Annotated in this window: 21 protein-coding genes and 1 pseudogene; 4 read left to right on the top strand and 18 right to left on the bottom strand. The window is 66.0% G+C overall.

Annotation, left to right across the window (positions count from 1 at the left end; genetic code table 11):
• From VNW74_RS00585 to ftsH, 14 genes and pseudogenes are all read right to left on the bottom strand, one after another.
• Nucleotides 1–617: Clp protease N-terminal domain-containing protein (locus tag VNW74_RS00585; RefSeq protein WP_325674663.1), on the bottom strand; the 617-nt coding region annotated here is incomplete at its 3' end.
• Between the two features lie 277 nt (nucleotides 618–894).
• On the bottom strand, nucleotides 895–1,233 hold the full coding sequence (gene lsr2, locus VNW74_RS00590) for a histone-like nucleoid-structuring protein Lsr2 (RefSeq protein ID WP_325674664.1): 339 nt from the start codon (nucleotides 1,231–1,233) through the stop codon (nucleotides 895–897).
• A gap of 116 nt (nucleotides 1,234–1,349) precedes the next feature.
• Nucleotides 1,350–2,861 (bottom strand): lysine--tRNA ligase, encoded by a 1,512-nt coding sequence (gene lysS / locus VNW74_RS00595; protein ID WP_325674665.1) that lies wholly within the window; start codon nucleotides 2,859–2,861, stop codon nucleotides 1,350–1,352.
• A gap of 48 nt (nucleotides 2,862–2,909) precedes the next feature.
• On the bottom strand, nucleotides 2,910–3,734 hold the full coding sequence (locus VNW74_RS00600; protein WP_325674666.1) for a type III pantothenate kinase: 825 nt from the start codon (nucleotides 3,732–3,734) through the stop codon (nucleotides 2,910–2,912).
• 12 nt (nucleotides 3,735–3,746) lie between these two features.
• Nucleotides 3,747–4,154, bottom strand: coding sequence for an aspartate 1-decarboxylase (gene panD, locus VNW74_RS00605; RefSeq protein WP_325674667.1), 408 nt, complete (start codon nucleotides 4,152–4,154; stop codon nucleotides 3,747–3,749).
• Nucleotides 4,154–5,101, bottom strand: coding sequence for a pantoate--beta-alanine ligase (panC, locus tag VNW74_RS00610; RefSeq protein ID WP_325674668.1), 948 nt, complete (start codon nucleotides 5,099–5,101; stop codon nucleotides 4,154–4,156). Before panC ends, panD begins: the two co-directional genes overlap by 1 nt.
• Entirely contained in the window at nucleotides 5,098–6,018 is a 921-nt protein-coding gene (locus VNW74_RS00615; protein WP_325674669.1) for a Rossmann-like and DUF2520 domain-containing protein, read from the bottom strand. The genes panC and VNW74_RS00615 overlap by 4 nt, the downstream gene beginning before the upstream one ends.
• 1,356 nt (nucleotides 6,019–7,374) lie before the next feature.
• Nucleotides 7,375–7,861, bottom strand: a pseudogene (locus tag VNW74_RS31810) (DUF6779 domain-containing protein); the annotation flags it as partial.
• Nucleotides 7,862–8,064: 203 nt separating this feature from the next.
• Complete coding sequence (locus VNW74_RS00625; RefSeq protein ID WP_325674671.1) at nucleotides 8,065–8,541, bottom strand: DUF3180 domain-containing protein; 477 nt, start codon at nucleotides 8,539–8,541, stop codon at nucleotides 8,065–8,067.
• Nucleotides 8,541–9,107: a 2-amino-4-hydroxy-6-hydroxymethyldihydropteridine diphosphokinase gene (folK, locus tag VNW74_RS00630; RefSeq protein WP_325674692.1), complete on the bottom strand. Its 567-nt coding sequence runs from the start codon at nucleotides 9,105–9,107 to the stop codon at nucleotides 8,541–8,543. Before folK ends, VNW74_RS00625 begins: the two co-directional genes overlap by 1 nt.
• Nucleotides 9,104–9,505 carry a dihydroneopterin aldolase gene (gene folB / locus VNW74_RS00635; protein ID WP_325674672.1) on the bottom strand — a complete coding sequence of 134 codons (402 nt, stop codon included), beginning with the start codon at nucleotides 9,503–9,505 and terminating at the stop codon, nucleotides 9,104–9,106. Before folB ends, folK begins: the two co-directional genes overlap by 4 nt.
• The gene (folP, locus tag VNW74_RS00640) at nucleotides 9,498–10,340 is read right to left on the bottom strand and encodes a dihydropteroate synthase (RefSeq protein ID WP_325674673.1); all 843 of its coding nucleotides are present in this window, start codon (nucleotides 10,338–10,340) and stop codon (nucleotides 9,498–9,500) included. The genes folB and folP overlap by 8 nt, the downstream gene beginning before the upstream one ends.
• Nucleotides 10,337–10,954, bottom strand: a complete 618-nt coding sequence (gene folE / locus VNW74_RS00645) for a GTP cyclohydrolase I FolE (RefSeq protein ID WP_325674674.1) — start codon at nucleotides 10,952–10,954, stop codon at nucleotides 10,337–10,339. The genes folP and folE overlap by 4 nt, the downstream gene beginning before the upstream one ends.
• Nucleotides 10,955–10,970: 16 nt before the next feature.
• The gene (gene ftsH / locus VNW74_RS00650; RefSeq protein WP_325674675.1) at nucleotides 10,971–13,355 is read right to left on the bottom strand and encodes an ATP-dependent zinc metalloprotease FtsH; all 2,385 of its coding nucleotides are present in this window, start codon (nucleotides 13,353–13,355) and stop codon (nucleotides 10,971–10,973) included.
• A gap of 373 nt (nucleotides 13,356–13,728) precedes the next feature.
• Between ftsH and VNW74_RS00655 the strand changes: the two genes are divergently transcribed.
• The 4 genes from VNW74_RS00655 (at nucleotide 13,729) to VNW74_RS00670 (ending at nucleotide 18,446) form a co-directional block, all read left to right on the top strand.
• On the top strand, nucleotides 13,729–14,676 hold the full coding sequence (locus VNW74_RS00655; RefSeq protein ID WP_325674693.1) for an alpha/beta hydrolase: 948 nt from the start codon (nucleotides 13,729–13,731) through the stop codon (nucleotides 14,674–14,676).
• Complete coding sequence (locus VNW74_RS00660) at nucleotides 14,673–15,866, top strand: LLM class flavin-dependent oxidoreductase (RefSeq protein WP_325674676.1); 1,194 nt, start codon at nucleotides 14,673–14,675, stop codon at nucleotides 15,864–15,866. Before VNW74_RS00655 ends, VNW74_RS00660 begins: the two co-directional genes overlap by 4 nt.
• Nucleotides 15,866–16,882, top strand: a complete 1,017-nt coding sequence (locus VNW74_RS00665; RefSeq protein ID WP_325674677.1) for a zinc-binding dehydrogenase — start codon at nucleotides 15,866–15,868, stop codon at nucleotides 16,880–16,882. Before VNW74_RS00660 ends, VNW74_RS00665 begins: the two co-directional genes overlap by 1 nt.
• Before the next feature lie 91 nt (nucleotides 16,883–16,973).
• Nucleotides 16,974–18,446, top strand: coding sequence for an APC family permease (locus VNW74_RS00670; RefSeq protein ID WP_325674678.1), 1,473 nt, complete (start codon nucleotides 16,974–16,976; stop codon nucleotides 18,444–18,446).
• On the opposite strand, the gene VNW74_RS00675 is transcribed toward VNW74_RS00670, so the two are convergent.
• The 4 genes from VNW74_RS00675 to csoR all read right to left on the bottom strand — a co-directional run bounded on the left by VNW74_RS00675 (nucleotide 18,432) and on the right by csoR (nucleotide 22,177).
• A complete protein-coding gene (locus VNW74_RS00675; RefSeq protein ID WP_325674679.1) occupies nucleotides 18,432–19,052 on the bottom strand; it encodes a DUF5134 domain-containing protein in 621 nt (206 codons plus the stop codon). The two genes, VNW74_RS00670 and VNW74_RS00675, sit on opposite strands and share 15 nt — an antisense overlap.
• Before the next feature lie 43 nt (nucleotides 19,053–19,095).
• Nucleotides 19,096–21,399, bottom strand: a complete 2,304-nt coding sequence (locus tag VNW74_RS00680; RefSeq protein WP_325674694.1) for a copper-translocating P-type ATPase — start codon at nucleotides 21,397–21,399, stop codon at nucleotides 19,096–19,098.
• 55 nt (nucleotides 21,400–21,454) lie between these two features.
• Entirely contained in the window at nucleotides 21,455–21,751 is a 297-nt protein-coding gene (locus tag VNW74_RS00685; protein WP_325674680.1) for a DUF1490 family protein, read from the bottom strand.
• Nucleotides 21,752–21,820: 69 nt separating this feature from the next.
• On the bottom strand, nucleotides 21,821–22,177 hold the full coding sequence (gene csoR / locus VNW74_RS00690) for a copper-sensing transcriptional repressor CsoR (protein ID WP_325674681.1): 357 nt from the start codon (nucleotides 22,175–22,177) through the stop codon (nucleotides 21,821–21,823).
• Nucleotides 22,178–22,186: the final 9 nt, after the last annotated feature.

Genomic DNA, 22,186 nt, shown 5'->3' on the forward strand with positions numbered 1-22,186 from the left:
CGGCTAAGAACCTGCATCACCCGCTCGATTTCCTTCTCGCGGCCGATGACGGGGTCGAGCTTGCCTTCCATCGCGGCCGCGGTCAGGTTGCGACCGAACTGGTCAAGCACCAACGACGTGGAGGGGCTGCCGGACTCGCCACCGCGGCCGCCGGTACCGGCCTCGGCCGTCTCCTTGCCCTGGTAGCCGGATAGCAGCTGGATCACCTGCTGGCGCACCCGGGTCAGCTCGGCGCCCAGCTTCACCAACACCTGGGCGGCAACGCCTTCGCCCTCACGGATCAAACCGAGCAGAATGTGCTCGGTGCCGATGTAGTTGTGGCCCAGCTGCAGCGCCTCACGCAGACTCAGCTCGAGCACCTTCTTGGCGCGCGGAGTGAACGGGATGTGCCCCGACGGGGCCTGCTGGCCCTGGCCGATGATCTCCTCGACCTGGCTGCGGACGCCCTCCAACGAGATGCCCAGCGACTCCAGCGACTTTGCGGCTACGCCTTCGCCCTCGTGAATAAGACCCAACAGGATGTGCTCAGTGCCGATGTAGTTGTGGTTGAGCATCCGGGCCTCTTCTTGCGCCAGGACGACGACCCTGCGGGCACGGTCGGTAAATCGTTCGAACATCGGTGGTTACCTGCTCTCCCTCACCATCGGTACCGCGGACGACACCGCGTACCTGCCATCCACTGTAATGCGCGGCTCGCCAGGCTTCCTACCTTGTGGTCCATTACGCCACAGGCGTAGACCCGGTTACGTCAGAGCCGTAATGGGAGCAACGCGGTAGAACGGCAAATCGTTTCCCGCCCCAGCGGGCGATCAGTTCGCCACCAGCGAAAGCCGGACCAGCCCGCTTTCGGTGCTGGTCCGGCTCTGCTGTATCGGCGCCGTGTTGGTCGGCGGGTCAGGTAGCGGCGTGGAATGCGTCGATGACGTCAGCCGGGATCCGGCCCCGCGTCGACACGTTGTGCCCGTTGCGACGGGCCCATTCCCGGATCGCGGCGCTCTGCTCGCGGTCGATGGCTCCGCGGCCGCGACCAGCGCTGGCACGTCCGCGTCGACGACCGCCGACGCGGCGGCCGGCCTCGACCCACTGCTTCAGATCGTGGCGGAGTTTCGTGGCATTTTTGGTCGAAAGGTCGATCTCATAGGTCACTCCGTCGAGACCGAATTCGACGGTTTCATCGGCGGCGCCCTCACCGTCGAAATCATCGACCAGGGTGACGGTCACTTTCTTCGCCATTGGCTGAGCCTCACACTTTCTTCCTGAGCACTTACTGTGCAAGTTGTTGGACCGCCCCCGTGTGTATCAATCTGCCATAAGAAGGCGCGGTATTCAACACACCACCATAGATGAGATCAGTTGCTATGGGGACGGACAATCGGAAACAATACTGTCTCTCTAATTGACAGGCCAGTCAAGGCCATCAACAACCGATCGATACCCATTCCGGTTCCCGTGCACGGCGGCATGGCGTACTCCAAGGCAGCGAGGAAATCTTCGTCGAGCATCATCGCCTCATCGTCACCGGCCGCCGCGGCTCGCGCCTGTTCAGCGAACCTCTCACGTTGCACCACCGGGTCGATCAATTCCGAATATCCGGTGGCCAGCTCCACCCCACGTATATAAAGGTCCCACTTTTCAGTAACACCCGGGATGCTGCGGTGCTGACGCGTCAAAGGCGTTGTCTCTACTGGAAAATCCCGAACAAAGGTGGGCGCCGTCAAGCTGGTGCCGACGGTGTGTTCCCACAATTCCTCGACCAGCTTGCCATGCCCATACCCCCGGCCCGCCGGCACCTCCACACCGAGCGACTCGGCGATGCCGCTTAAGCGCTCAACCGTGGTGTTTGGTGTGATCTCTTCGCCGACTGCCTCAGATAGCGACGGATACATTTGTATCGACGCCCATTCTCCATCGATGTCATAGACACTGCCATCGGGCAGCGACAGTTGTCGGGTACCGATCGCCTGGTCAGCCACCTGTTGAATAAGCTCGCGGGTGACGACCGCCGAATCGTCATACGTTCCATACGCCTGGTAGGTCTCCAACATGGAGAATTCCGGGGAATGCGTGGAATCGGCTCCTTCGTTTCGGAACACCCGATTTAGTTCGAAGACCTTGTCGAACCCACCAACGACGCATCGCTTGAGGAACAGTTCCGGTGCGATCCGAAGGTACAGATCGATGTCGAGGGCATTGGAGTGGGTGGCGAACGGCCGGGCCGCTGCACCGCCCGCCAATGTCTGCAACATCGGCGTCTCGACTTCGAGAAAGCCGCGCTGTTCCAGAGCGGACCGTATCGCGCGAATGACGGCGATGCGCATCCGGGCGACCGTGCGTGCCTCCGGACGCACAATCAGGTCGACGTAGCGCTGCCGCACCCGCGACTCTTCGTTCATCTCCTTGTGGGCGACGGGCAGCGGTCTCAGCGCCTTGGACGCCATCTGCCAGGCATCGCCGAGGACGGACAGCTCGCCGCGCCGCGAACTGATCACCTCGCCGTGCACGCAGACGATGTCGCCGATATCCACGTCGGCCTTCCACGCATCAAGCGCTTCTTCACCGACGCTGGCAAGGCTGAGCATCACCTGCAGTTGGGTGCCGTCGCCCTCTTGGAGTGTCGCAAAACACAGCTTGCCCGAATTACGCGCGAAGACGACCCGGCCGGCCACACCGACGATATCGCCGGTGGTCGAATCAGCAGCCAGGTCGGGGTAAGCGGCACGGATCTGCGCCAGCGTGTGGGTTCGCCCGACCTCGACCGGGTAGGGGTCGCGCCCCTGCGCCCACAGCCGAGCCCGCTTGTCCCGGCGGATCCGGAACTGCTCGGGGATGTCCTCAGGTAGGTCTTGACCGCCGGCGTCCACGACGTGCCAGCTTAGTGAATACCCGCGATGGGAATTCGCCGGTCAGGACTAGCGCGCCGTCTTGAGCCGTCCGCGCTGGCTGTCCCGGTTGCGTTCGAAGACCAGCCGCAGACCGTGCAGGGTCAGGTGCTGGTCGTAGTGATCGACGGAATGCAGTTCGGCCAACAGCAGGGGTGCGGTGTGGCCGGTGGCCACCACGGTGACCCGATCCCCCAGGTCACTCCCGAACCCGTCCACATCGTCGCGGATGCGTTGGACCAGACCATCCACCAATCCGGCGAAACCGAAAACCGCACCCGCCTGCATGCATTCGACGGTGTTCTTGCCGACCACCGAGCGCGGCCGGGCCAGCTCGACGCGCCGCAATGCGGCAGAGCGCGCAGCGGCCGCGTCAGAGGAGACCTGTATTCCCGGCGCGATAGCGCCGCCGAGGAATTCACCTTTACCGGACACCACGTCCACGCAGATCGATGAGCCGAAATCGATCACGATGGCGGCCGTCGCGTACTTCTGAAACGCCGCTAGGCAGTTGACGATTCGATCGGCGCCGACCTCTTTCGGATTGTCGACCAACAGCGGGATGCCGGTGCGGACGCCGGGTTCGATCAACACATGCGGCACCGTCGGCCAGTACTGGTCGAGCATCACCCGCACCTCGTGCAGCACCGATGGGACCGTGGACAGGGCGGCTGCGCCGGTGAGCTGGTCGGAATCGTCGCCAATCAGACCATCGATGGTCAACGCCAGTTCGTCGGCAGTGACTTCGGATTCGGTGCGAATCCGCCACTGCTGCACTACCTTCGCGTGCTCCTTTGCACCGGAAAGCAGTCCCACAACGGTGTGGGTGTTGCGGACATCGATTGCCAGCAGCACGCTACCGACCCTTCATCGCGGCGAGACCAGCTCGCCCGCATCGGCAGGTACGAACGCCGGATCGCTCCCGAGGTCGATCGCCCGATTGTCGGCGTCGACGAAGACGATCTTCGGCTGGTAGCTGCGCGCCTCCGCGTCGTCCATCGTCGCGTAGGCGATCAGGATCACTAAGTCACCGGGATGCACAAGATGCGCTGCAGCCCCGTTGATTCCGATCACGCCGCTGCCACGCTGACCGGTGATCGCATAGGTGACAAGCCGGGCACCGTTGTCGATGTCGACGATGGTCACCTGTTCGCCCTCGAGCAGGTCGGCCGCATCCATCAAGTCGGCGTCGATCGTCACCGAGCCGACGTAGTGCAGGTCCGCCTGCGTGACGGTCGCCCGGTGGATCTTCGACTTGAGCATTGTTCGTAACATCAGTTCCTCCAGTGTGATTCGAGAGTCTGATTGCCGTTAGCCGCTGGCTCTCGCCCGTCGGCGCCGACGGTAGTGCTGATTTCAATCGCGACATTGTCAAGTAGCCTGGTAGCCCCGAGCCGTGCCGCGACGAGCAGCCGGCCCGGGCCGTGTGCCGGGGCCGGCCCGAGTTCAGGGTCGCGCACCTGAAGGTAATCCACGTCGATCGCGGGTATCTCGGACAGCACGGCGCGGGCCGCCGCAAGCGCCGTATCCGCACCACCCGAGGCCGCATGCGTCCCGGCAAGCAGCGCCGCCGACAGCACGCCCGCCAGTTCGCGTTGCGTGGGATCGAGGTAGCGGTTGCGCGACGACATCGCCAGGCCGTCTGATTCGCGCACGATCGGCACACCGATCACCCGAGTATCGACGTTCAGGTCGGCGACCATCTGCCGGACCAACACCAGTTGCTGATAGTCCTTCTCGCCGAAGAACACTCGGTCCGGGCGCACAATCTGTAGCAGCTTCAGCACCACGGTGAGCATGCCGGCGAAATGAGTGGGCCGGGCGGCTCCCTCGAGCTCGGATCCCAGCGGACCCGGATGCACCGAGGTACGCGGGCCGTCGGGGTACATCGCTGAAACACTTGGGGTGAAAGCTATTTCAACGCCTTCGCCACGCAATAACGCCAGGTCGTCTTCGACGATCCGCGGGTAGGCGCTGAGATCTTCATCCGCACCGAATTGCAGCGGGTTGACGAAGATCGACACCACCACCACCGAGCCGGGGACCCGTTTGGCGGCACGGACGAGGGCGAGGTGCCCGTCGTGCAGCGCCCCCATCGTCGGTACCAGCATCACTCGCCGACCGGTATGGCGCAGCGCACGGCTGACCTCGCCGACATCGCTGGGGCTCGCATACACGTTGAGTTCGCCGGCGTTGAACTTCGGCGGCCTGTTGACGGTCACCGCGCCGAAACCTCGAGGATCTTAAGGACCTCGTCGGGCGCATGCGCGCGTTGCGCGGTGCGCAGGGCATTCACCCGGTAGGCCTGGGCCAGTTCGGCGTTCACCGCCGCCAGCGCATTCAGGTGACCGGCCACCGCGCCGGCATCACCGCGCGCGACCGGACCGGTCAGCGCCGCCTGCCCTCGTCGCAGGGTGTTCTCCAACGCCGCGCGGGCCAGCGGCCCCAGTATTCGTTCGGCGATGCCTCCGGGTTGATCGTCGACGAGCTGTTGACCGAGGAGTTCGGTCCCCGACAGCGCGGCGCGCAAGGCGTCCAGGGCATCGGCGAGCACCGTGACGATGTGGTTACCGGCATGGGCCAACGCGGCGTGATACAGCGTCCGCGCATCCTCGCGGACCCGGAACGGCTCGCCGCCGATCTCCAGCACCAGGGACTGCGCGATCGCGTACCCGACCTCGTCGGCGGCGGTGATCCCGAAGCAGGTGTCCGGCAGCCGGGCGATGTCCTCGTCGGAGCCGGTGAACGTCATCGCCGGATGAATGGCCAGCGGTATGCAGTCCTGCCCGCTCAGCGGCGCCAGCACGGCCACGCCGTTGGCACCCGAGGTGTGCGCGACGATGGTGCCCGGCCGCACCGCCGAGGTGGCCGCCAACCCCGAAACTAGCGCCGGCAGCTCGGTGTCGGGCACGGCCAGCAGCAGCAGCTCGGCGTTGCCGGCAACGTCCGGTACCGGCGACACCGGGGTGTCGGGCAACCAACGTTCGGCACGGTGGCGCGACGCCTGGGAAACCGCGCTGCACGCCACCACGACGTGGTCGACGCGTTCCAGCGCAACCCCCAACGCCGTTCCGACCCGGCCGGCGGAGATGATGCCCACCTTGAGCCGGGCGGGGCGCAATCCGTCGAACTGCACCATCGCAGACGACCCTCACAAGTCTCTTGTTTCGTTCCAGTCCCGCGGTGCGGGTACCGGACGGTCGCTAAGACTCTACCCCGGCGACGACGCGAATCGCGCTGTGGTCTTCGCCTCAGTCCTCACGGCGCCGGCGTCCGCCGCCTCCGGACGGGCTGTTTTGCAACCGGGCCAGCAATTCGGCGACCGACTGGCCGCCGGATGGCGGAGCGTCGGCATCCAACGGATCGGTGCCGCGATGGCGGGCCGCGGGTGGGGGCGCTGACGGTGGCGGCGACATCACCGGCTCCCTGTCGCTTGGCGGCGGGGGCGGGGGTGGCATCGGCGGCGGTGGCGGTGGCGGTGACATTGCCGGCGTCGGCGTCGCGGGTTCGCCGATGCCGGAGTCTGGGTGTGCGGAGCTTTCAGCGGAATGACGAGCCCGCGCGCGACGATCTGGCTCGCGCCAATCGGCTTCGGATTCGTCGATCTGACTTGCCGACTCGACGGCGCTGGAATGGCGGCCGCGCCGCTCAACCGGCGCCGGCGACGCCGGCGCGGCTTCGCTGATGCTGGGAGAACTGTGCGAAGTCCGGTCGCGGGACGGGGAGTTGTCGTATTTCCACGGCACGCTGCCGGCGTTTTCGCCCGATTCGGGATTCCAGTTACTGCCAGGTGCTCCGGCGGGGAGCCATTGTCCGTCGGAACTCACCGGCTGCCAGGCCGCGGGCGTTTCTTGATGCCGGGGCGGCGTTGTCGGCGCCGACCAGTCGGGCCGCGGTTGTTCCGGCGGCGGCTCGGGCGGCGCGGGTGGAGGTACGACGGGTGGAGGTACAAACCGCGGCTCGGGCTGCGGGGGCGTCTCCTGCCGCCGGTGTGAACGGCGTGGCGGCGGCGGCTCGTACCACTCTGCGGGGCTCGGGGGCGAGGCCGCGGGCACGGCCCAGCCACCGTTCTCCGACGCCTGCTCCGGTGGGACCCAGCCACGGCCCTCGGGTTGCCGCTCTGCCCCGCCCGCGGGTGACACGCCCGGCGGAGCCCAACCGGGGGGTGGTATCGGGTCATCCTGTCGTACCCCAGCGGATCGCTGGCCCCGGTCCCGATGCGCACCCGGGCCCACCTCTGCAGGCTCATACACCTCAGCGGCACCGTTTACCCCGGAGGCCTCGTGAGCCCCAGCGGGTTGGTAGGCGTAGGCCGCAGGCTGGTAGCTATCCGCGACCGGCTGCCGCGGCGGTGGCGGTGGCGGTGGCGGTGGCGCCAGCGGTTCCTCGGGCACGTCGATGATCGAGCTGTCGTCCGTGCGCCGAGGAGGCTCTTCGGCGCGCACCGAGGTCACCCGGTTGACTCGTTCGCGTGCGCTTTCGTGCTCGCGATCCCAGTCGCTGGAAGCTCGCACGGACCTGCGTTCGGTCTCCAGTGCCGGCCGGTCGCTGAGTTCGGCGTCGAACAAGATCTCCAAATTGGTGCGCAGGGCGGCCAACTCGGCCCGCAGCGCCGAGACCTCGTCTGCGGCGTGCGCGCGCAGTTCGCTGGCCAGCTCGCGACGCAGCTGAGACTCCACCGTGAGCTCGTACTCGCGCCGAGCCGAGATTTCGCGGTCTAGCTGCAGGTCGTAAACCAGCTTCAGGTCCCGCGCCCGGGCCTGATCCACGTCGCTTTGCCGGCGATAGATCACCGACACGAACGCAGCGACGACGGCGGCCCACAAGGCGAGGATCACGCCGAGCTTGAGGAGCTCCACCCGGCTGGTGAAAACCAGCGCAGAACTGGCGCCGATAGCGAGCACCAGCAACGCCGTCAGCAGTACCCAACCCGGTCTGCGGCCGCCGCGCCGCACCCGGGCGCCGCGGGGCAGATCGGTCATGGCCCGACTGTACCGGGCCGAGGTCACTCCGCGTGTCGGCGTGCTCCGGCGATTCTCACGTGGGCTGATTGCCCATAACTCTCCCCGCAAGCGGGAGGTGCCGCCACCTCGGGCCGCTTCGGCGGGCCGCATGGTCACCGAGCGAAACTAATCGCCCGCCTCCCACTTGGGTCGGCGGAGGCCCGCACCGTCACCGAGCCGAGCTAATTTTCGGCGCCGTCGCCATGCTCGGTCGGATCCGCCGGCGACTTGCAGCAATGTTGCAGCCACAGCGCAGCAACCACCAAAGCCAGCGCGCTGACCGCCGCCACCGCCGTGCCCGCGGTGTCTTCGCCGGCCACCCTCAGCCACGACCGCCGCGGCAGCAAGTAGACCAGAACCCCGACCCACCAACCCAGCGCCAAGGCGCCCACCCAGGCCGATGCTTTGGCGATGACCAGGCTGCGGGCCACCGAGAGCGGATGTAGCCAGCCGGGCCCGTCGCCGATCTCACCGTCGCTGATCTTGGCCCGGACATAACGCCCCCACAGCGCCTCGGCGACGCCGACCGCAAGCAACGACAGCCCCGTCCACACCGTGATCGGTGGAAACCACCGGTATAGCAATACGACGAGCAGGTATCCGAGCACCGCAGTGCCGATCACCGCGGCCGTCAGATCACGTTTCCGGGTCGGGCCCATCAGGTTTCCGGGACCGAGTCGAATTCCGTACTCTCGCCTCGCTGTTCGAGCATCAGCCCGGTCAGTTGCACACTAGCGCGGTCGGCGGGATCCAGTTGCGCGAGCAGCTTTGCGACGGGCTGCTTTCCACCGGCCACCGTCAGCTCCGCCACCGGGTCAACGGCGAGCCACGGAATCATCACGAAGGCTCGCAAGTGAGCCAGGGGATGCGGCAGGGTCAGACCGTCTTCCAGCGAGAACACTTCGGTGTCCCCGGCCGCCGACGTCTGATAGCAGCTGATCAGGTCCACATCGAGAGTGCGTGGGCCCCAACGCTGTCCGCGGACCCGATCCGCCGACTGCTCCATCTCCTGGGCGCGACGCAACCAACCATGTCCGTCGAGCGTCGTGTCCCCGGCGATCAGCACGGCGTTGAGGAACGGGCCCTGCTCGACGCCGCCCCAGGCCGCCGTCTCATAGACCGGAGAAACCGCCTGCACCGCCTCGCCCAGCCGGTCGAGCACCGACTGCAGCCGGGCCAACCGGTCACCGAGGTTGGATCCGATCGACAACACCACCCGCATCAGCGCCCCCCTCCGGCGGGAATCACCGAACCCCGTCCGCCGCGTCGCGACCGTCGGACCACCACCGCCACATCGCCGAAGGTCTGGGGAATCGGAGCCTGCGGCTTGTGCACCGTCACCTCGACGGCGTGCACCCGCTGGTCTCTCATCACATCCTCGGCGATCTCGGCGGCGACCGTTTCGATCAAATTGCGCGCCGGCCCGGCGATGATAGCGGCCGCCCGCTGAGCCAGGACACCGTAGTCGTAGCTGTCTGCCAGCTCGTCGTTGGCCGCGGCGTCAACCAGGTCGATCCAGACAGTGATATCGACAACGAAGTCCTGACCGTCGGCGCGCTCATGGTCGAAGACCCCATGCTGGCCGCGAACCGTCAGGCCGTGCAACTCAATTCGGTCAGCCATCGGATTCGACTTCCCCCGCTTGCGTCCATGCGTCGACGACCTTGAGCGCGTCGACCGAGGCCCGCACGTCGTGCACCCGTACCCCCCATGCGCCGTGCAGCGCGGCCAACGCTGAAAGCACCGCGGTTGCCGTCTCACGCCCGTCGGGTGGCCGTACCACACCATCGGGACCGGCCAATAGGGTACCGAGGAACCGTTTCCGTGACGCCCCGACCAGAACCGGGACACCGATCGCCAGTAGCTTCGGCAAGGCGTGCAGCAACGCCCAATTATGTTGGGCGGTCTTGGCGAATCCGAGACCGGGGTCGATGATCAGCTTCGCCGGATCGATGCCCGCGGCAACCGCGTCATCGATGCTGGCGAGCAGCTCGGCGCGCACTTCGGAAACCACATCGCGGTATTGGGGCACTTCGTGCGGATGGTCAGAGGAAACGGATCGCCAGTGCATCAAGACCCAAGGCACACCGGCCTCGACAAGCAGATCGGCCATACTCGCATCGGCGCGTCCGCCGGACACGTCGTTGACCATCCGCGCGCCATTTTCCAGCGCCGCCCGCGCCACACCAGCGTGCATGGTGTCGATGCTGACTGTAATGCCTTGCGAAGCCAACCCTTTGACGACCGGAATGACGCGGGCAGTCTCGACCCGCGGATCTATCCGGACGGCACCGGGCCGGGTCGACTCTCCCCCGACGTCGATGATCGCCGCGCCGTCGGCGGCCAACGCCAAGCCCTGCTCGACGGCACGGTCCGGATCCAGGTATTGCCCGCCATCCGAGAACGAGTCGTCGGTGACGTTCACGACCCCCATGACCTGGACGCGCGTCGTGCTCACTTGCGCAAGATCAGTTCGAGCGCCTCAGCTCGAGATGCATTGTCGGTCTTGAACTGTCCACGCACTGCCGACGTCGTGGTGACAGCTCCGGGCTTGCGGACACCGCGCATGGACATGCACAGGTGTTCGGCTTCGATGATGACGATTACCCCGCGCGGATCGAGTTTCCGCATCAGCGCGTCGGCGATCTGGGCCGTGAGCCGCTCCTGCAGCTGTGGCCGCTTGGCGTATAGGTCGACCAGCCGCGCGATCTTCGACAATCCGGTGACGCGGCCGTCATGACCGGGGATGTATCCCACATGCGCCACACCGTGGAACGCCACCAGATGGTGTTCGCAGGTGGAGTACAGCGGGATCTCCTTGATCATCACCAGCTCGTCGTGCTGCTCGTCAAACGTGGTGTCCAGCACGGCGTCGGGATCGGTGTACAGGCCGGCGAACATCTCCCGGTAACTGCGTGCGACGCGGGACGGGGTGTCCAGCAGACCGTGCCGATCCGGGTCCTCTCCGATCGCGTACAGCAGCTCGCGGATCGCTGCCTCGGCACGCGCCTGGTCGAAGACCGGGGTGCTCAGGGTCGCGGTTCGGAAATTCGGCTGTGTTGTTGAAGCCATCGGTGCCCCGTTCGTTTCAGCCGTGCGTCGACGGGTTGGACGGACTCGGGCCGCCGCTTGGCGGGGCCGTGGGGTCAGCGGCCTGGCCAGCCTCCGGTGCTGGGGCACCAGGCGGCGGATACGGCGGATACGGCGGATAGGGCTGGCCCTGGGAGCCCGCGTAGTTGTGCGGCGCCGGCGGCCACTGCGGCGGTGGCGGCGGGGAAGATGGCGGCGGGTACCAGTAGCCCGGCGGCTGTTGCGGCGGCGGCCATCCGGGAGCGTGCCAGCCCGCCGGTGCACCGTAGTCGGGTTGCGTCGTGTGCTGCGGCGGAGCGCCGGCCACGCTCGCACTTCCCCGGCCATCGCCGGGACTGCCCGGTGCACCGTGAGAACCGTTGGCGCCGTTGGTCGCTCGATCGGCCTCGGCCTGCGCGGCATCCCGGCTCGCCGCCGCGATGGCCGCCTTGAAGGCCGGTTCGGGCGCGGGTTTCGGCCACGGCTCGCCGCGCTCGATCGCCAGCTCGCCAGGTGTTTTGATCGGCGGCTTGTCCGACGGGATGCGGCCACCGAACTCGTCGAAAAGGGTTAACCGTGGCCGCTTTTCAACGTCGGCGAAGATCGTCTTCAACTCGGCGCGGTGCAGGGTTTCTTTCTCCAGCAGCTCGCCGGCCACAATGTCCAGCACGTCGCGGTATTCGGTGAGAATCTCCCACGCCTCGGTGTGCGCGGTCTCGATGAGCTTGCGGACCTCATCGTCGATGTCGCGGGCGACTTCGTGGGAGTAGTCGGCCTGGTTACCCATGGTCCGGCCGAGGAAGGGGTCACCGTGTTCGGTGCCGTACTTGACCGCGCCGAGTTTGGAGCTCATTCCGAATTCGGTGACCATGGCACGCGCGATTTTGGTGGCCTGCTCGATGTCTGATACCGCACCCGTGGTGGGCTCGTGGAACACCAATTCCTCGGCGGCGCGCCCGCCCAGGGCCATCACCAGCCTGGAGATCAGCTCCGAGCGGGTGTGCAGGCCCTTGTCGTCTTCGGGCACCGCCAGCGCGTGGCCGCCGGTGCTGCCCCGCGCGAGGATCGTCACCTTGTAGACCGGGTCGAGACCCGGCATCGCCCAGCCCGCCAGCGTGTGCCCAGCCTCGTGGTAGGCGGTGATCTTCTTCTCCTGCTCGCTGATGATCCGGCTCTTGCGGCGCGGACCGCCGACCACCCGGTCCACCGCCTCCTCCAGGGCGGCACCCGTGATCACCGTGCCGTTCTCGCGGGCGGTCAACAGCGCCGCCTCGTTGATGACGTTGGCCAGATCGGCGCCGGTCATGCCGACGGTCCGCTTGGCGAGCCCGTCGAATTCGACGTCGGGGCCGAACGGCTTGCCCTTGGAGTGCACCCGCAACACCGCACGCCGGCCGGCCAGGTCGGGGCTGGACACCGGAATCTGGCGATCGAAGCGTCCGGGTCGAAGCAAGGCCGGGTCGAGAATGTCGGGCCGGTTCGTGGCCGCGATCAGGATCACGCCGGTGCGATCACCGAAACCGTCCATCTCGACCAGCAACTGGTTCAGCGTCTGCTCGCGTTCGTCGTGGCCGCCGCCCAGCCCGGCGCCGCGCTGGCGGCCGACGGCGTCGATCTCGTCGACGAAGATGATGCACGGGCTGTTCTGCTTGGCCTGTTCGAAGAGGTCACGGACCCGGGATGCGCCGACGCCGACGAACATCTCAACGAAGTCCGACCCGGAGATGGTGAAGAACGGAACGTTGGCCTCGCCCGCGACGGCACGGGCCAACAGCGTCTTACCGGTTCCCGGCGGCCCGTACAGCAGCACGCCCCTGGGAATCTTGGCGCCAAGCGCCTGGTACCGCGACGGGTTCTGCAGGAAGTCTTTGATTTCGTAGAGCTCTTCGACCGCCTCGTCGGCGCCGGCGACGTCGGCGAAGGTGGTCTTGGGCATGTCTTTGGACAGTTGCTTGGCCCGCGATTTGCCGAAGCCGAAGCCCATCCGGGCACCGCCCTGCATGCGGGAAAACATCATGAACAGACCGACCAAGAGCAGCAACGGCAGCACGTAGATCAGCAGCGAGCCCAGGATGTTGCCCTCGTTGACGGCGGTGGCGACCTGGGCATCTTTAGCGGTCAGCGCGTCGAACAGGGGAACCGCGTAACCGGTCGGGTACTTGGTGATGATTTTGTCGGACCCGTCGGTGCCGCCGTTGGCGCTTTTCAGCGTCATGCGCACCTGTTGTTCGCGATCGTCGATCTGCGCACTTTTGACGTTGCCGGACTTGATCTGGGCCATCGCCACGGAGGTGTCGACCGGCTTGTAGCCGCGGGTGTCATCGCTGAAGTAAAAGAATGACCAGCCAAGCAGCAACACGACAGCGATCGCCGTAAGGGTGCGGATCACATTTTTCCGGTTCATCAATCATCGGCCGTCGCCGGCCCGGTCCTTCCCGATACACGCCGCTGGAATAGTCCAGGTTACCGCCCCGTGGCGATTGCCAGCCCGGCGCAGCCGGGCGCAGCGGGTCACCACGAGGTTCACGGCCGGATTGCCCGGCTCGCCGCGTCCGCGCGGTGGCCGCCTCGTCCGATGCCAGGAGCTGGCCGCCCGCAGTAGCGGAACAGCGAACCTCGAGCCTGAAATCATCCCGTTTCGATCTGCCGTGAAAACAACGAATGGCAGTTCCCGAGGATCCGCAGCACCGGTGCGGCCAATTGTCGAGCACCTTTCGGGCGGACCAAGGGTGTGCTTTGGTGAGACGGTGCCCGAGAGCGTACCCATCACCGATCGGATGATTGAAACCAATGGCGTGCAGTTGCACACCGTCGAAGCGGGTGAGCCCGGCGCACCAGTGGTAGTGCTGGCTCACGGTTTTCCGGAACTCGCCTATTCATGGCGCCACCAGATCCCGGTGCTGGCGGCCGCCGGGTACCACGTATTGGCTCCGGATCAGCGCGGCTATGGCGGCTCCAGCCGACCCGAGGACGTCGCCGACTACACCATCGCCAAACTGTCCGCCGACGTCATCGGCTTGCTCGACGACGTCGGTGCCGAGCGCGCGGCGCTCATCGGTCACGACTGGGGCGCCCCGGTGGCGTGGGGCTCGGCGCAACTGCATCCCGATCGGGTGGCCGCCGTTGTCGGTTTGAGCGTTCCGCCGGTGCCGCGCGCCCAGGTCCCGCCGACGCAGGCGTTCCGCGCGATCTTCGGCGACAACTTCTTCTACATGCTCTATTTTCAAGAGCCCGGAGTCGCCGACGCCGAACTGGCTGCCGACCCGGCCAAGACCATCCGGCGCATGATGGCCGGCCTGCGCACGCCGGATGACCATGCGGCCGCAATGCGGATGATCGCGCCCGGGTCGGAGGGCTTCATCGATCGGCTTCCCGAAGCAGACGGCCTGCCGGGCTGGATCAGCGAGGCGGAGCTCGACCACTACATCACCGAGTTCACCCGCACCGGCTTCACCGGCGGGCTGAACTGGTACCGGAACATGGACCGCAACTGGGAGATCTTGGCCGAACCGCGGGCCGCCACCATCACGGTGCCGGCCTTGTTCATCGCCGGCACGGCCGATCCGGTGGGGGGCTTCATGCGCCGCGACCGTACCGCCGAGGTGGTGACCGGGCCCTACCGCGAGGTGATGATCGACGGTGCCGGGCACTGGCTGCAACAGGAGTGCCCGGATCAGGTCAACGAGGCGGTGCTGGACTTCCTATCGGGCGTGAAGCTGTCGTGAACCGCCCGCTGAACTTCGGTGTCTTCATCACCCCCTTTCACCCGACCGGCCAATCTCCTACGACGGCACTCGAATACGACATGGAGCGAGTGGTCGCGCTGGACCGCCTCGGTTTCGACGAGGCGTGGTTCGGTGAGCATCACTCCGGCGGCTATGAGTTGATCGCCTGCCCGGAGGTGTTCATCGCCGCGGCGGCTGAACGGACCAAGCACATCCGACTGGGCACCGGTGTCGTGTCGCTGCCCTACCACCATCCGCTGATGGTGGCCGACCGCTGGGTGTTGCTGGATCATTTGACCCGCGGGCGGGTGATGTTCGGCGCCGGTCCGGGCGCCCTGCCGTCGGACGCCTACATGATGGGCATCGATCCGGTCGAGCAACGCCGGATGATGCATGAATCGCTGGAGGCGATCCTCGCGTTGTTCCGGGCCGCACCTAGCGAGCGGATCAGCCGCCACTCGGATTGGTTCACGCTCCGCGATGCCCAGTTGCACATCCGTCCCTACAGCTGGCCTTATCCGGAAATCTCCACGGCGGCAATGATTTCGCCGTCCGGGCCGCGGCTCGCCGGAGCGTTGGAGACGTCGCTGTTGTCACTGTCGATGTCGGTGCCGGGCGGGTATGCGGCGCTGGAAAACACCTGGCAAGTCGTGAGCGACCAAGCCCGCAAAGCCGGCCACGACGAACCCGACCGGGCAAACTGGCGGGTGCTCGGCATCCTGCATCTGGCTGACAGTCGAGATCAGGCCATCGACGACTGCACCTACGGCCTGCAGGATTTCGCGAAGTACTTCGGCGCAGCGGGGTTCGTGCCGCTGGCCAATCTGGTCGAGGGCGCGCAGTCGCCTCGGGAGTTCGTGGAAGACTATGCGAGACAGGGCAATTGTTGCATCGGCACGCCCGAGGATGCGATCGGCTACATCCAGGATCTGCTCGACCAGTCGGGTGGATTCGGCACCTTCCTGTTGCTCGGCCACGACTGGGCGCCGCCGGAGGCGACCTATCACTCCTATGAACTGTTCGCCGGTAAGGTGATGCCGCATTTCAAAGGCCAATTGGAAGCGCCCCGGGCATCACATGATTGGGCGAAGGGTATGCGCGAGCAATTGTTCGGCCGCGCCGGCGAAGCGGTGGTGAAGGCGATCACCGAGCACACCGATGAACTCAAGATGGAAAGCGAGAACAGCTGATGCGCGCCGCGGTGCTGCGGGAAGGCCGCATGGTCTTTCGAGACGACGTAGCCGAGCCGGTGCCCGGTTCGGGCCAAGTCCTGGTCGGCGTGCGATCGTGTGGAATCTGCGGCTCCGACCTGCATTTCGCCGCCTATGGCGCCGAGGTGCTCTCGCTGACCGGTGAAATGGCGGGCAGTCTCGGCGGCGGCACGAACGTCGACCTGAGCCACGACATCTTCATGGGCCACGAGTTCAGCGCGGAGGTCCTCGAAGCCGGCCCGGACACCGAAACACATCCGGCGGGCACACTGGTGACCTCGATCCCGGTGCTGATCTCGGGCCAACACGTCGAACCGATCGTCTACAGCAACAACACACTCGGCGGCTACGCCGAGCGGATGCTGCTTTCGGCGCCGTTGCTGCTGCCCATTCCCAATGGCCTGGACCCGCGACACGCCGCGCTGACCGAACCGATGGCCGTCGGGCTGCACGCCGTCAACAAGTCCGGTGTTCAGCCGGGCGAAGCCGCGCTGGTGCTCGGCTGTGGTCCGATCGGCATCGCGGTAATCGCTAATCTACGAGCCCGCGGAGTTGAAAACATTGTGGCAGCAGACTTTTCGCCGAGGCGGCGCGAGCTCGCCACCATCATGGGCGCACATCAGACGGTTGACCCCGCGCAAGGCTCACCATTCGACACCGTCACTCCCGCTGTGGTATTCGAGGCGGTTGGGGTCCCCGGCATCATCGACGACGTGATGCGCAGAGCCGGGCATGGCACCCGCCTGGTCGTCGTCGGCGTGTGCATGCAGCCCGACACCGTGCACCCGTTCTTCGCCATTGCCAAGGAGATCAACGTCCAGTTCGTGCTCGCTTACGGCCCGAACGAATTCGCCGATTCGTTGCGCGCGATCGCCGAGGGTGGCATCGACGTCGCCCCGGTCATCACCGGCGATGTCGGTCTCGAAGACGTCGGCGCGGCGTTCGATGATCTCGCCGATCCCCAACGGCACTGCAAGATACTGGTCGCCCCGTAACCGCCGGCCGCTTTGCCTGTGCTTTTGTCGGGCAGCCGGGTCATCCGTGCGTTATCTTGAGCCAGGCTGGCTAGCTCACGGAGGAGGCACCATGCCGACGCCGGCGCTCAGCTTGCGACGGCAGATGCTGCGGCGCCGGCCCGTGAGCGGCGCCCCGGTCGCCGAGGGGGCCTCCTATCAGCTGCAACGCAGCCTTGGAACCTTCCTGCTGACCATGTTCGGCGTCGGCGAGACGGTCGGCGCGGGCATCTTCATCGTTCTCTCGCAGTCCGTGCCGCAAGCCGGCCCGGCAGTGGTCATCTCGTTCATCATCGCCGGCGTAGCAGCCGGCCTCGCCGCGGTCTGCTACGCCGAGATGGCCTCGGCGGTACCGGTTTCCGGATCGGCCTACTCGTACTGCTACGCCACCCTGGGCGAGCTCGCGGCAATGGGCGTCGCAGCATGCCTGCTGTTGGAGTACGGCGTGTCCACCGCCGCGGTGGCCGTCGGGTGGAGCCAGTATCTGAACAAGTTGTTGGATAACATCTTCGGATTCCATCTGCCGCAAGTCATTTCGGAGGGGCCCTGGGATGACGTGCCGGGTGTCATCAACCTGCCGGCCATCGTTTTGGTGGCGATGTGTGCGGTCTTGTTGATCCGCGGTGCCAATCAATCCGCCAAGGCCAACGCGGTGATGGTAGTGATCAAGCTCAGCGTGCTGGTGGTGTTCGCGGCCATCGCGTTCACCGCGTTCAAGGCCGACCGCTTCAGTGACCTGGCACCGTTCGGCGTCTCGGGCATCAGCTTGGCCGCCGGGACAATCTTCTTCGCCTACATCGGCCTTGACGCGATATCCACCGCCGGCGACGAAGTCAAAGATCCACAACACACCATGCCGCGGGCAATCATCTACGCCCTGCTGATCGTCACGGCTATCCATTTGCTCGTCGCGGTTGCCGCGATGGGTAGCCAGCCGTGGCAAGACTTCAAGGGTGAAGAGGCCGTGCTGGCCGTGATCTTGGACCGCATCACCGGAAACACCGCAGGCAGCACCCTGGTGTCTGCCGGCGCGGTCATATCCATCTTCTCCGTCACCCTCGTGACGTTGTACGGCCAGACACGCATCCTGTTCACGATGGGACGTGACGGCCTGCTGCCGGCCACATTCGCGAAGGTCAGCCCGCGCACGATGGCACCGGTCGGCAATACCGTGATCGTTGCCGTCGTGGTGGCAGTCCTGGCCGCGTTGGTGCCGCTGGACCGGCTGGCCGAAACAGTCTCCATCGGCACCTTGACCGCATTCATCGTGGTGTCAGGCGGCGTGATTTTGCTGCGCATTCAGCAACCGGATTTACCCCGCGGTTTCAAGGTGCCCGGCTATCCGGTTACACCGATCTTGTCGATCGCGGCGTGCGCCTACATTCTGTTCAGCCTGCACTGGTACACGTGGATTGCGTTCAGCGCCTGGGTCGCGGTGGCGCTGATCTTCTACTTGGTGTGGGGCCGCCGGCACAGCGCACTCAACGAGACCGGGAACGGCGGAAGGGCAGCGGGCGTAACCGGCGGCGGCTCAGATCCGAAATAGCGTGGCGAGGAAGAAGATCGCCATGCCCGCCGCCATCATCGCCTGACCCAGGTCACCCAGCGACCGGCGCGGGGCCGTCTTGCGGCGCCGATCGAGCACATATCGGTAAGTCCAGAAGACCGCCGCGACTGCGAAACCGACTACACCGATCCAGCCAACGACACTGAACCATACGGGCGATTCGTGGGTTGACGGCATGCTCGTCGCAGACATGTCCATGCCCGGCATCGACATATCCGGCTGCGTGCTCGACCCGGCCGGCATCAGATGGCTGTCCATGATGGCGTACATCCAGGCCGTCGCCAGCATCATCAAGCCGTGGTAGAAGTACAGCTCCCGGCGGGTCGTCGTTCGAACCGCGAAGATGGCCATCGCCGCGAACGTCACGGCCGCAAGCAGGAAAAACACCGCAGGTTCCGTCGTCGGCAGCTGTGTGCGCCACGGCCAGGCCATCACCACCATCGCAACGGCCATAACGAAATGCAGTGCATGGTTGACGGCCGACGTCCATGGTCGGGGTTTGGTGATGACCGCTACCCCATATTCGACCGCGGTCAGCGCAAACAGTCCGATGACCACCCATCGGAGCACGATGTCGTGAATCATTCGATTCCCCGCCTGTCGAAATCGACGGTAGTACAGGCGGCTTTCACGCGTCGCGCCCGAAGCGCCGCAGCCGCAGCGAGTTTGTCACCACACTGGCCGAGGAGAGTCCCATTGTTGCGCCCGCCACGATCGGGTTCAGCACGCCCAGCGCGGCAAGAGGGATCGCGGCGGTGTTGTAACCGAAGGCCCAGCCTAGATTCTGGTGGATCGTCCGCAGGGTTTGTCTCGACAGCTGGATCGAACGGACCACACCGTCGAGCCGGCCGGACATCAGCGTGATGTCGGAGGCCTCGATGGCGACATCGGTCCCGGTGCCAATCGCAATGCCCAGATCGGCTTGCACCAAGGCGGGCGCGTCGTTGACGCCGTCACCAACCATCGCAACCACGCAGCCCTCGCCCTGCAGTCGCCGAATCTCGCTCACTTTGTCCTGTGGCAACACCTCGGCCAGCACCCGGTCGATGCCGACCTGCTTCGCGATCGCGGCCGCCGTGCGGGCGTTATCTCCGGTGATCATGACGACTTGCAGCCCCATGTCATGCAGTTTGCGGACCACGTCGACGGCGTCGTCCTTGACCGTGTCGGCCACCGCGAGCACACCCACGACCTGGTCGTCACGGCCGACGAAAACCGCGGTGCGGCCTCGCTCTTCCAACTCGAGGGCCGCCAGAGCGAGGTCGTCGGGCACCGACAACTCGTGCTCTTCGACGAGCTTGCGCCGCCCCACCAGCACGGATCGCCCATCGACCTGCGCCTGCACCCCGTGCCCCGCGACGCTGGTGAACTCTGCGGCGGGCGGTATTTTCAACCCCCGTTCGAGCGCACCGGCGACGATCGCCGCGCCGATGGGGTGCTCGGAGCCCGACTCCACTGCCGCTGCGATCCGCAGCACCGGATCGGGCTGACGCCGCTTGCCGGCGATGACGTCGGTCAGCTGCATGTGGGCCCGGGTAAGGGTGCCGGTCTTGTCGAACACGACGGTGTCGATCTTCTTCGAGGCTTCCAGCACGTCACCGCCCTTGACCAGGATCCCCAAATCGGCGCCTCGACCGGTGCCGACGGTGATCGCCGTCGGGGTGGCCAGGCCCAACGCACACGGGCACGCAATCATCAGCACCGAAATCGCGGCGGTCATGCCAGCCACCGGGTTAGCGGCCAATAGCGTCCACCCGACAAACGTCGTGGCGGCAACACCAATCACGGCGGGCACGAACACCGCCGACACCCGGTCGACCATCCGCTGCACCGGGGCCTTGCGGCCCTGTGCCTGCTCAACCAGGCGCACGATTTGCGCCAGCGCGGTGTCGGCCCCAACGGCGCTGGCGCGCAAGGTCAATAGGCCGTCGAGGTTGACCGTTGCTCCCGCGACACGGTCGCCGACGGTCTTCCCAACCGGAACGGACTCGCCCGTGAGCATCGACTCATCGACGGCCGCGCGCCCGTCGACGACTTCACCGTCGACGGGGATTTTCTCTCCCGGCCGTACTCGTAGCAGATCCCCGACTTGAACCTGATCGATGGGGACGAGAATTTCCTGTTCGCCGACGAGCAGGCAGGCTTCCTTGGCGCCCATCTCCAGCAGCTTGCCGATTGCCTCTGACGCCTTGCCCTGCGCTCTGGCCTCGAAATAGCGGCCCAATACGACCGATGCGCTGATGAGTGCGGCGGTGTCGAAATATACGGGTCCGCCGGTGAATAACTGAAAGACGGAGTAGGTGAAGGCGGTCATGGTGCCCAGCGCGATCAACGTGTCCATGTTGGCACTGCCGGCGCGCGCCTGCTGCACAGCCCCTTTCAGAACCGGCCAGCCGGACACGAATTGCACCGGTATCGTCGCGGCGAATGCCAGCCATTTTGCCCAGGGGTATGCGGCTAAAAATGTCGTCAGCCCAAACGACAAGAGCGACAACGGCACGGCCAGCCACACTCGCCGCAACCATGTCCGCTGCGCAAGCCTGCTCTCCTCGGCCGGCGACACCCCGCATGAGCTCACCGGCGCGGGGGCGCAGCCGCCGCAGCCAGCTGCCCCGGTTACCTCGTCGCCATCCGGCGAGCCACCCAGCAACCGACGGATGGCGCCGGTGATCTGCTGCACCACAGCGGGTTTGCGCGCACCAACCGAGTGCGGAACACGCGCAGGCACCGACTCCGCCGGAACGTGCCGCGCGTCGGCGATCGCCGACAAGACAGCATCGGTGTCGCGACTCTCCGGCGAGTAAAAGATCACCACTGATGCCGTTCGCGGATAGGCATACACGGCGCACACGCCAGTCACCTTGGCGACCGAGTCCTCGATCGCTACAGCCCGAACCTCGTCGAAGTCAAAGCCGGTGGTGTGCACACGCATTCGCCCCGCCGCGTCGGAGACAACCTTGAGTGCGATATCGGTGTCGGCGAGCGTGTCAGTGGGCGCCATTGTTGTCCGAGTCCACCACCACCAGGGGCGTAACGTCCTCGCCAATGCGCTCTTTCGCTTCGGCGATCACATCGGCCGCGGTCAGTCGGGCCTGCTCAGCGCCATGCTGCGCCTTGCGCTCGGCGTCGCGGGCAAAGCGCATGCCCCACGCGGTCACGGTGACGGTCGCCGCGCGCAGCGGAACCTTCGCTACCCCTTTGCGCAGCGCCTGATACGCCGCAACCCCCACCGCGCCGGTCACCACCGTGGGCGCCGCTTTCGCCACGAGTCCATGCAACAACATCTCGAACGCTCCCTTCCTATCGACGACCGGCCACAACACTGGGGACAGTCACGGTCCTGATCGCCAGGTCTAGCTGCTGCCTGTCGTCGCAAGCTGCTCATCACTCGGTTCGCCGACGACAGCACCGCTCAGCTGTGCCAGCGGACCGGTCAGCGCCGGGGTGAACTTGATTGCATCGACCAGCTCGTCGATGGCCGCTTGCCCGCGGCCGTCGATCACGGCAGAGGAAAAGCACGTCTCGAGATGGTTGTGCAGCATCACCCGATTGGCCCGCTCCAGCGAGGACTGCACGGCTGAGACCTGCTTCATCACGTCCACGCAGTACGCGTCGGACTCCACCATCCGAATGATGCCGTCGAGGTGGCCCCGAACCGTCTTCAGCCGGTTCAGCACCGCCCGCTTCTTCGCCGTCAATTCCTCGCTCATACCTCACTC

The sequence above is a fragment of the Mycobacterium sp. genome (assembly GCF_035570115.1).
GTDB lineage: Bacteria > Actinomycetota > Actinomycetes > Mycobacteriales > Mycobacteriaceae > Mycobacterium.